The organism is Streptomyces sp. NTH33, from assembly GCF_003236365.1.
Taxonomy (GTDB): domain Bacteria; phylum Actinomycetota; class Actinomycetes; order Streptomycetales; family Streptomycetaceae; genus Streptomyces.
Genome location: NZ_POTZ01000346.1, coordinates 1 through 7,486, shown reverse-complemented (window position 1 = coordinate 7,486; position 7,486 = coordinate 1). Strand labels below are relative to the sequence as shown.

General features: G+C 73.3%; 7 protein-coding genes. 1 reads left to right on the top strand and 6 read right to left on the bottom strand.

The window, feature by feature from the left end:
* From C1I97_RS26745 to C1I97_RS26730, 4 genes are all read right to left on the bottom strand, one after another.
* Positions 1-985: DMT family transporter (locus C1I97_RS26745; protein WP_111005717.1), on the bottom strand; the 985-nt coding region annotated here is incomplete at its 3' end.
* A gap of 1 nt (position 986) precedes the next feature.
* Complete coding sequence (locus C1I97_RS26740; RefSeq protein WP_111005716.1) at positions 987-1,991, bottom strand: EamA family transporter; 1,005 nt, start codon at positions 1,989-1,991, stop codon at positions 987-989.
* Positions 1,992-2,084: 93 nt separating this feature from the next.
* Complete coding sequence (locus C1I97_RS26735) at positions 2,085-2,687, bottom strand: Clp protease N-terminal domain-containing protein (RefSeq protein ID WP_111005715.1); 603 nt, start codon at positions 2,685-2,687, stop codon at positions 2,085-2,087.
* 154 nt (positions 2,688-2,841) lie between these two features.
* Positions 2,842-3,453: a PadR family transcriptional regulator gene (locus tag C1I97_RS26730; RefSeq protein ID WP_111005714.1), complete on the bottom strand. Its 612-nt coding sequence runs from the start codon at positions 3,451-3,453 to the stop codon at positions 2,842-2,844.
* A gap of 163 nt (positions 3,454-3,616) precedes the next feature.
* On the opposite strand from C1I97_RS26730, the gene C1I97_RS26725 reads away from it, so the two are divergent.
* Entirely contained in the window at positions 3,617-4,429 is an 813-nt protein-coding gene (locus tag C1I97_RS26725) for a PhzF family phenazine biosynthesis protein (RefSeq protein WP_111005713.1), read from the top strand.
* Between the two features lie 81 nt (positions 4,430-4,510).
* On the opposite strand, the gene C1I97_RS26720 is transcribed toward C1I97_RS26725, so the two are convergent.
* Positions 4,511-5,311, bottom strand: coding sequence for a CPBP family intramembrane glutamic endopeptidase (locus tag C1I97_RS26720; protein WP_111005718.1), 801 nt, complete (start codon positions 5,309-5,311; stop codon positions 4,511-4,513).
* 151 nt (positions 5,312-5,462) lie between these two features.
* The gene (locus C1I97_RS26715) at positions 5,463-6,980 is read right to left on the bottom strand and encodes a glutamate--cysteine ligase (RefSeq protein WP_111005712.1); all 1,518 of its coding nucleotides are present in this window, start codon (positions 6,978-6,980) and stop codon (positions 5,463-5,465) included.
* Positions 6,981-7,486 lie beyond the last annotated feature (506 nt).

The window sequence follows — 7,486 nt, the reverse complement described above, 5'->3', positions numbered from 1 at the left end:
GCGTCGGCACCGCGCTGATGCTCGGCTCGGGCGCCGCCCGTGCCCCGCGCGCCTCCGCCAGGGCGAGGCCGGCGACCGAGCCGAGCATCAGCGCGGTGCCGACGCAGGTGGCCGCCGTCAGCCGTTCGCCGAGCAGGACGATGGCCAGCACCGCCGCGCTGACCGGCTCCAGCAGCATGATCACGGAGACGGTGGCCGACCGTACGACGGCGGCGCCCGCGAAGTAGAGGGCGTAGGCCAGGGCGGTCGGGACCGAGGCGATGTACGCCAGCAGCCACAGCAGCCGTACCGGGTCCTCGGTGTGCGGCACCAGCCCCTCCGCCAGCGCGAACGGCAGCAGGCACAGGCTGGTGACCGCGAACGCCCCGAGGGTCGTACCGGACTGCTCCGCCCCGCCGTCACGGCCCCACCAGCGGGTGAGGAGGGTCATCGCGGAGTAACCGGCCGCCGCCACCAGCGCGATCAGCACCCCCGAGGGCCGTACGGTGGCACCGCCGCTGCCGAGCACCAGCACGCCCAGCCCGGCGAGCGCCCCGGCGACGGCGGTCAGGCCCGCCCGGCCGAGCCGTTCGCCCATCGTGAGCCGGGCGCCGAGCGCGATGAGGACGGGTCCCGCGCCGAGGGTGACGACGGTCGCCACGGCCAGCCCGGTGGCCGCCACGGCGGCGAAGTAGGCCGTCTGGAACACGGCGAGGCCGGCGCCGACGGCAGCGGACCGCCGCAGCCGGGGGCCCAGGGTCCGTCCGGGGTTCCCCGGCCGCGTCGCGGCGTCCGGCACGGACACGGACGGCCGGGGGCGCAGGAGACGCACGGCGAGCAGCAGGACGACGCCGACCGCGCAGCGCCAGAAGGACAGGGCGACGGGTCCCATGTCGCTGGTCCGGTAGACCAGGGAGGCGGCCGCGCCCGCAGTGCCCCAGGCGGCACCGGCGACGATCAGGTAGAGCAGGCCGCGCCCGACGGGCAGGCCACCGGAAGCCCGCACCTCAGGCCGCCGTTCCCCGGGCCGACAGCTCCCTTTCCGGGCTGCCGCTCGCCACCGGCTCCGCCGAGCCCTTCGCGGGCGTCGACGACTGCGCGATGAACGCGCCCAGCAGCACGAGCGCCCCGCCGACGACCTGCGGTGCCGAGAGGTGCTCGCCGAGCAGCACCCAGGCCAGCACGGTCGCGATGACCGCCTCCAGGCACGCCACCACCCCCGCCACCTGGGGAGAGAGCCGCCGCACGGAGAGCACTCCGGTGACGTACGCGACGCCCGTGGCGACCAGGACGAGCCACAGGAGCAGGGCGACGGCCGGGACCGACGTGCCGTTCATGTCCGCGCCGTGCGCGAGCACCGACCAGTCCATGGTCCAGGGACGCGCCACGACCGTCAGCACGGCGGCGCCGATGAGCAGGCCGTGGGCGATGACGCCGAGCGGGTCCGGGGCCGCCTCTCCCGCGTCGCCGCCCTGGTCGGACAACACGAAGTAGCCGACCTGGCAGCAGGCCGCGCCGAGCGCCAGCACCAGCCCGAGGACGTCGAAGCCCAGGCCGGACCAGACCTCGACGACACAGGCGAGTCCGCCGACCGCGAGGACCACTCCGAGCGCCGCGGCCCGGGTGACAGGCCGCCGCTGCACGAACCGGACCCAGCCGAGCACCAGCGCGGGCGCCAGGTACTCGATGAGCAGGGCGACCCCGACGGGTATGCGGGAGATCGCCGCGAAGTAGCAGGCCTGGACGCCCGCCACGGCCAGCAGGCCGAACCCGGCGAGCAGGGCGGGGCGGCTGCGCAGCAGCGCGCGGTGCCGCACGGCGAGCGGCAGCATGACGAGGGCGGCGCCGGAGGCGCGCAGCCACACCACGTGCAGCGGATCGAGGCCCGCCTCGATCAGTGGCTTGGCCGCGACGCCGGAACCGCCGAAGGCGACTGCGGACACGAGCGCGAGACCGAGCCCGACGCCCTTGCCGGAACGGCCCTGACTGATCTGAGACGTACGCACCGGCACATGATGGCAGGCGATGACATGAGCGTCACCCCCGGTGGCACCTGTCCCACGGGCTGGACGGGAGCACCGGCGGCCACGCCCGCCCGTCCCGGCTCAGCAGCCGCTTCCGCCGCCCCTGACGACACAGCCCTCCGGGCACTCCCTGGCATCGTTGTCGAGCCGGCCGGCGAGGTCCCGCGCGTCGATTCCGGCACGGGCCAGCACCTCGACGGCGCGTGCCCCCGGGGCCGCGACGAGCGCGGCGAGCAGGTCGACGCCGCGCGCCAGGCCCTCGCCGCGCCGGGCGGCGCGCTCGCAGGCGTACTCCAGCGCGGCCGACGCCACCGGCGAGAGGCCGCCGGCCTCCGTCGCCACGGGCAGGGCGCCGGAGTCCTCCACGGTGCTCTGCCAGCGCAGGCCGTAGCCGATGCTGCGCTGGACGAGGTAGCCGAGCAGCCGGGCGATCCGCGGCGCGCCGTCGAAGGCCGCGCGTACCTCGGGGTCGGACTCCAGGAGCGTGTGCAGCAGATGGGCGGTGTCGATCTGCCGGTCCCCGTCCCGGACCGCCCTCCTGCGAGCACCGGCGACCACCGCCGCCAGCTCGGCGCTGAGCCGGGCGTCGTCGTCCGGGCGGGGGGCGCCCTGCCCGGAGGCGGGCTGCCGGGGAACACGGGATCGCGCATCCCCCAGCCCATCAGCCTCTCCGGCTCCGGTCATCCCCGGCGGGGAGCATTTCCGCGTCCCACGGGAAGTGGACCCGGGCGAATGGAATCTCCTCCTTACGGATGAGATCAGGACGTACCCCCCGCACGGGCGCTCCACCGGTCCCGCACAGGCTTCCGGACCGGCCGCCCGGGACGACGGACGATCATCAGTCCTCGTCGGCAAGGATCAGGTACAGCTTCTTGCGGGTCTCGTCGACGAGGGCGAGCGCCTTCTCGCGCTGCTCCTTGCTGCCGGTCCTCCAGACCTGGCCGAAAGCCTCCATCAGGCCGAAGCCGGCCTGCCGGATCTCGCTCAGGGCCTCCCGGTCGACGCCGCGCGAGGCCTCCTCCCAGGGCGCGTCCGGCCCCTCGTCGGCCGCGGCGCGGCCCGCCTCGGTGAGGGAGAACAGCTTCCTGCCGCCCTCGCTCCCACTGACGATCAGGCCCTCGTCCTCCAGCAGCTGGAGGGTGGGGTAGACCGAGCCGGGGCTGGGCTTCCACGCACCGCCGCTGCGCTCGGCGATCTCCTGGATCATCTCGTAGCCGTGCATGGGGCGTTCCTTGAGCAGGGCCAGGATCGACGCCCGTACGTCGCCGCGGCGCGCCCTGCCGCGCCCTCGCCCGCCCCAGGGGCCCGGCCCGAAGCCGGGGCCGAAACCGGGGCCACCCGGCCCGAAGGGCCCGAACGCGGCCCGTCGCCCCTCGAAGCCGCCGAAGCCGCCCCGGCCGTGGCGGGGGCCGTCCCGCCGGTGTCCACGTTCGAATCCGTGAGCCCGCATCGCCACCACTCCGTTCCATCATCGATCCATCGCGATGCTTCGACGATATATCGGAAACAACCGTCCGACAACCCTCCTCCGGGATGCCGCTCCTGCCGCGCCATGGCCGCCGACCGTCCATGGGCCTTGGCCCGCCGCGCGCCGCACCCCTTACCGTCGGGGCATGCGGATTCGAATCGTCGACGCCTTCACCGACCGTCCCTTCGCCGGCAACCCGGCGGGGGTCCTGCTCCTGGACGCCTTCCCCGAGGACGACTGGCTCCAGAAGGTCGCGCTGGAGGTCAACCACGCCGAGACGGCGTTCACGCACCGGCTGCCCGAGGGCGGCGAGGCCGACTGGGCGCTGCGCTGGTTCACGCCCACCACCGAGGTCGCGATGTGCGGCCACGCCACGCTCGCCACCGCCCACGTCCTGCGCACGACGGGCGCCCACGAGGGACCGGTGCGCTTCGCCACCCGCAGCGGTGTACTCATCGCGACCCCCGCCGAGGACGGCGCGATCACCCTGGACTTCCCGACCGCCCCGCTCACCGCGGTGGAGGTCCCCGACGGGGTCGCCGGGGCCCTCGGCGCCGAGCCGCGCACCGCCTACGACACCGGCCCGAACGTCGGCGACCTGGTGCTGGAGCTCGCCGACGAGAAGACGGTCCGCGGCCTCGCCCCCGACCACAAGGCCCTCGCCGCCTACTCCGCGCGCGGCATCATCGCCACCGCCCGCGCCGAGGACCCCGCCCGCGGATACGACTTCGTCTCCCGGTGCTTCTTCCCGAACGTCGGCATCGACGAGGACCCGGTCACCGGCAGCGCCCACACCGCCCTGGCCCCCTACTGGTCCGAGCGCCTGGGCCGTCCCGACCTCACCGGCCTGCAGGCCTCCCCGCGCTCCGGCCTCGTCCGCACCGGCCTGCGCGGCGACCGCACCCTGCTCACCGGCAGCGCGGTCACCGTCATCGAGGGCGACCTGCTCGCCCGGTAGACGGCAAAGCCCAGCAGACGGCGAAGGGGCGTACGACGGTCCCGTACGCCCCTTCGCCGTCTTCCCGGCCCGCGTTTCCGCTCACGCCGTCGGCAGCCAGCCCACCTTCCCGGCCAGCAGCGCGTAGCCCACGAAGGCCCCGATGTCGAGCAGGGAGTGCGCCACGACCAGCGGGCCGACCCGGCCCCACCGGCGGTACAGCCAGACGAAGACCACGCCCATCACCAGGTTGCCGACGAAGCCGCCGATGCCCTGGTAGAGGTGGTACGAGCCGCGCAGTACGGAACTGGCCGCCAGCGCGGTGCCCGGCGTCCAGCCCAGCTGCCCGAGCCGGCGCAGCAGGTAGCCGACGACGACGACCTCTTCGAGGATCGCGTTCTGCAGTGCGGACAGGATCAGCACCGGGTACTTCCACCACACGGCGGGCAGCGCCTCGGGCACCACGGTGAGGTTGAAGCCGAAGCCGCGGGCGGCCAGGTAGAAGGCGATGCCGGTGCTGCCGATGACCGCGGCGATCACGGCCCCGCGCCCGAGGTCCGGCCAGGGGCGGGTGCGGTCGAAGCCGAGTGTGCGCAGGCTCCGTCCCTCACGCAGCAGGAGGTGGGCGACGAGGGCGACGGGGACCAGGGCCGTGGCGATCCCGAACAGCTGCCAGGCGAGGTCGAGCCAGGGGCGGCCCGGGGCGGCGGAGGCGTTGAGCGTGGCGGCCTGGTCCTTGAGTCCACCGGGTCTCGTGACCGAGCCGATGAAACTGATCAGGGCGGACACGCCGCTCGCGCCGAGCGAGAGCGCCAGGACGAGCAGGGTCTCGTCGCGGAGGATCCGCCGCGACGGCCGCTCCCCCGGAAAAGAATCGGCCCCCGGCCCCGCCTCCGCCTGCACACGCGCCTCCCGCACACCGTCCTGGGACGTCACAGCTTGCCCGATGCGCTCCTCGCGGGCATCAGCGGCCCCTGCGACACGCCCCTGGCGCGGGACGCCCCAGGCGCGGGACGCCCCAGGCGCGGGACGCCCCTGATGCGGAAGACGCGGCTCAGCCCAGCGGCACCGGCTCCGGCAGGCCGACCGGCCAGGTGTGCACCGGGTCGCCGAGGTTCGTCAGCTCGTGGTAGCGCCGGGTGACCGCGGCCAGGGCGGCCTCCCTGCCCAGCCCCCGCTCCAGCGCCCGGTGGAAGGTGGCGGCCTGCCACTCCGCGCCGTTGGTCCTCAGCCTGCACCGCTCCTCGATCACTCCGAGATACAGGTCCCGGTCGGCCCGCTCCACACCCCACGCGCTCAGGCCGGTCTCGGCGAGCGGCAGCAGTTCGTCGCGGACGAGCCGGACGGCGTCGACCTCCACCGTGCCGGAGTGGCGCCCGCGCCGGGGCCAGGTGAACCGGGCGCCGATGCCGTACCGGCACGCGGCGTCGAAGTTGGCCGCCGCCGCCTCGAAGGACAGCCGGGTCCACACCGGCCGGGGTTCCTCGGCGAGCGCGCGGACGAGGCCGTAGTAGAAGGCCGCGTTGGCGATCACGTCGGTGACGGTGGGCCCGGCGGGCAGGACGCGGTTCTCCACGCGCAGGTGCGGCATCCCGTCCGCGATGTCGTAGACCGGGCGGTTCCAGCGGTAGACGGTGCCGTTGTGCAGGACGAGCTCGGCGAGTTTCGGCACGCCGCCGGCGTCCAGCACGTCGAGGGGGTCCTCGCCGTCGCAGATCGGCAGCAGGGCCGGGAAGTAGCGCAGGTTCTCCTCGAAGAGGTCGTACGCCGAGGAGATCCACCGCTCGCCGAACCAGGTGCGCGGCCGCACGCCCTGGGCCTGGAGCTCGGGCGGGCGGGTGTCGGTGGACTGCTGGAACAGCGGGGGCCTCGACTCCCGCCACAGCTCGCGTCCGAACAGGAAGGGCGAGTTGGCGCCCATGGCGATCTGCGAGGCACAGGCCGCCTGCGCGGCGTTCCACACGTCCGCGAAGCGGCCCGGGGTGACCTGCAGGTGCAGTTGCACGGAGGTGCAGGCGGCCTCGGGCGCGATGGACTTCGAGGTGCAGGTCAGGTGTTCCACACCGTCGATGTCGAGGGTGAAGTCCTCGCCGCGGGCCGCCACGATCTGGTCGTTCAGCAGCGTGTAGCGGTCGACGGCGGAGAGGTTGGAGGAGACGAGGTCGTCCCTGCCCAGGGTGGGCAGAATTCCGATCATCGCTATGGAGGCGTCCACCTCTCCGGCTTTTCGGTCGGCATATGCCAGCGACGTCCTGAGCTCCTCGGCGAGCCGGTCGAATACCCGGCCGCCCAATCGGTGGGGGGCGATGTTGACTTCCAGATTGAACATGGCGAGTTCTGTTTGGAAGTCACGGCTGGCGATCCGCTCGAGAACTTGCGCATTCAGCATTCTCGGCATGCCGTCGGAGCCGACCAGATTCAATTCGATCTCCAGCCCCATGAGGTTCTTGGGCCGGTCGAACCGCTTCTCGTCCAGCAGCCGCTCCAGTCCCTTCAGGCACCGCCGGAGCTTGTCGCGGTAGCGGTTGCGATCGGACAGGTCGAACTGGCCGGCCACGACCTTCTCCCCCATCGCATCATCCCTCCTCGCAGGGCGGGCCGAAGATCGGCCGCCGGGGTCCCGGTCAGGTGGGATGATGCCCCGCCGACGCGATCGATAACGTCCCGCTTGCGCGCCGCACCCGCTACTCTGGATTCGTGTGACCAGAGGCACATTCACGCGGCATGAGGCACCCAGCGGATTCGGGTACCCCGGGGAACTCGTGAAAAACGCCGACGGCATCGGGCCGACCGCCGTACGGGCACAACCCGAGGTCATCGCGGTGCGACCCACTCGGAGTCGGGACGATTCCCGCAAATCTCCGACTGAATAGGCTCTTGCGGTTCACGCCGGAAACAGCTAGGCGAAACACCGCCTGAACATTTGTCGTATAAACTCTGCACCACGGCAGAAGGTTGATGCCCACAGCCCTGAACCCTGTCAGGAGCGTGTGCGGCAGGCCGCGCGTCCCGTACCCCCTCGTTTCCCGAAGCCCGGCTCGGCCCCCTCCTGCCCGAGAGCTGACAGCGCCGTCCGCC

Excerpts from the sequence above, each read along its gene's own strand:
- C1I97_RS26715 (WP_111005712.1), bottom strand. The coding sequence starts at position 6,980 with ATGGGGGAGAAGGTCGTGGCCGGCCAGTTCGACCTGTCCGATCGCAAC.
- C1I97_RS26725 (WP_111005713.1), top strand. The coding sequence starts at position 3,617 with ATGCGGATTCGAATCGTCGACGCCTTCACCGACCGTCCCTTCGCCGGC.
- C1I97_RS26735 (WP_111005715.1), bottom strand. The coding sequence starts at position 2,687 with ATGACCGGAGCCGGAGAGGCTGATGGGCTGGGGGATGCGCGATCCCGT.
- C1I97_RS26730 (WP_111005714.1), bottom strand. The coding sequence starts at position 3,453 with ATGCGGGCTCACGGATTCGAACGTGGACACCGGCGGGACGGCCCCCGC.